Origin of the sequence: Streptomyces sp. NPDC056628 (assembly GCF_042792555.1) — a bacterium.
Lineage (GTDB): Bacteria > Actinomycetota > Actinomycetes > Streptomycetales > Streptomycetaceae > Streptomyces.
On the sequence record NZ_JBHTWG010000088.1, the window covers coordinates 1 to 2,622 of the forward strand.

Annotated in this window: 2 protein-coding genes; both read right to left on the reverse strand. The window is 35.2% G+C overall.

What is annotated here, in order from left to right:
- The coding region (locus ACFRAC_RS36675; protein WP_382939718.1) for a DNA polymerase at positions 1–1,940 on the reverse strand (1,940 nt) is incomplete at its 3' end.
- A partial coding sequence (locus ACFRAC_RS36680; protein ID WP_382939721.1) for a hypothetical protein occupies positions 1,941–2,622 on the reverse strand: 682 nt, incomplete at its 5' end.

The window sequence follows — 2,622 nt, forward strand, 5'->3', positions numbered from 1 at the left end:
GAATAATAGGCTTCTTTTTTCGTTATCATTTCTCCGCGCTCCTGACGCGCCTGTAAGCTTTTTAATTTCTCTAGGATATCATAATATACCCCTCTATTTAATTTCTTGATATACGCGCCGGGAATGCCTTTAAATTTCATTGTCTCCGAACCTTTGACCAAACGATATTGTTTTACTTTGCTTTTTTCGGGATAATTAAATACATTCCGAGAAAAAGAGGATATTTCTTTTTCTATTTCTTCTGGTTTTATTTCATCAGCATATTTTTCATAATACGTTTTTGGTTGAATGAATAAACCTTCTTCAAGAATACCTTCCAGTTTCCATTTACCGTACTCTCTATCGTCAACCATGTCATCATCAAAAATAGCTTCACATGCTATTGAATCGGTATCACAATATGCCACATCGCCTTTTTCTAATTGTTTAATTAAACCTCTATATAATAAAATACGCGCGTATGACGTAACGTAGGCGGCTATATGCGGCTGAATATACGGCGCTTTGCTGGGGACGGCTGCTTCAATAAATTCTTGTCCATATACAGGGTTAAATAATTCAACATAAGGATAGCCTTTTTCTTCGCATGTCTCAATTTCTGTGACAGGTAAAATCGTTTGCCGAACCCTTTGCATACCGAATTTTCCGTACAGTGCATTTTGCATTAATTTTGCAAACGTCTTTTTTGCTCCATCACTTGTATTTTTAATCTCTTCAAAATAGGAGACAAAATCTTTAAATATATAATCGGTCTTTTCAAAATAAATACATTGATGAATTTCTTTTATTTTAGCACCCATTTCTAACGCCAATTCAATTTCTTCAAACGTCCATATCCCTGAAAGGTTACCGACCGGGAAACATAATTTTTTGTACATTCTGTGAGGTAGAGGCGGTATATGTAAAGTAGTCGGTATGTGAATATCACATTCTAAAAAACCGCCGCCCTGTCTATAGCTGTACCAATATTTAAATACGTTTCGGGCTTTGTCTCCTTTATGGTGACGCGGTTTCCCTATAGGTATTGGGTTCACTTTCATAACGTACGGATATAATGAATTTACATCATAATGAAAGCCGCCATTTAATTCACTTTGAAATACTTCTGTACGTCCACCATAATATGCCTTGCGTATAAAATCCTCTGTAAACTCGCCCCATTTGCTATAACCGTAATTCGTGGAAATAGCCTTTTCATAATCTTCAGGATAATTCATTTGATATACTTTCATTGCAAGACTTGCGGTAGTAGGACATTTTAAAAATTCATGAATCGGCAAGCCGGATATTTCAATAAGCATTGTAACAATTTCATATAATGCCACACAGTCCAACCGTAAATATTCATTTAATTCAGGTTCATACGGATCGACCTTCATAAAATAATTCCCTTGGGATTCCCGGTCATCATATTTACCCGGGTCATTTGTGGGGTTTCCGTCAGCGTCAAGCGCCCATCCCAATTTCAAAATATGGTCTTTTAAATCTATTTTTGCTTTTTCTTGCGAAATATTAAAATCCTCACATATCTTTTTTAATGAACCCATTACAAGCTTGCTGGAATCATGAAATGTAATAGGTTGCGAAATAATTTCATTTTCTTCAGTTATTTGGGATTCATTAAGACCTGTTTTAAATACCGTAACGACATTATTAATAAAAATCGAATTTTTTAAATCCGCTTCAGGTAAAATGTCCTTTGCGATTTTTGAAATGTCGAAATCTAGATTATGAATAAATACATGACAATCGTATTTTGTGGTATACTGTGAGAGAACCGTTTTCAGGTTTTTAAAAGTGTTTGTCGCACGGTATCTACTACCGTCATATAATCCGACGCGGAAGACTTCCCCAAAAAGTCCTCGCGTCTCAGTATCAAGCGTAAGTATCTTAACGGGTTTACTTGCGCTTTTTTCTTTATTCTCTTTTTCCTTACTCATTTAAAATCCACCTCTCCATCGTAAATCCTTCGCTAAACGTTTCGCCGTTTTGATATTTACTTGCGGGAGATATTTCTGAATTAAATCCCCAATAAATTGAGCCTTTTCTTCATTGTCATATAAAACCCTCATGCCTGCATTTATTGCAATTAATAAATCTTTATATCTCCTTAAATCGGCTTTTCCTTCATATAGCAAAATCCATGAATTCATATCAGCCAGTCTAAGAGAATCAAAATTTCTCATAAATGCTTTATGCTGTTTCCTTTTATTATTGGGGACAACATGCATACTTATTGTTCCTATTTCAGCGGGAAGTTTAGCACCTAAAAAACCTCTTATAGATTCGATAAGATAATCAACGCTCACATGTCTGTAAGACCGTTTTAAGTCCTCTATCACATTTGCATCCATCATTGTGTCGGTTTTTTCTTTCCAGTAAATCATTAAATAGGGTTCAGTAGCTTGTCGGGCTTTTCTTTCAGCCGCTTTTCTTTTTCTTTCTTCAGCCTTCGCCCGCTTATTTAATTCTTTGTTATACCATTCATTAAATCGTGATTCGCTCCAATACCTTTTTGCGGAATGTTCGGAGACTTTAAATCCTAACCGTTTAATTAATTCAGATCGTTCATTTGCAATTAAACTACGACTCTTTTTCTTAACAATTTTATTTACTGTGGCA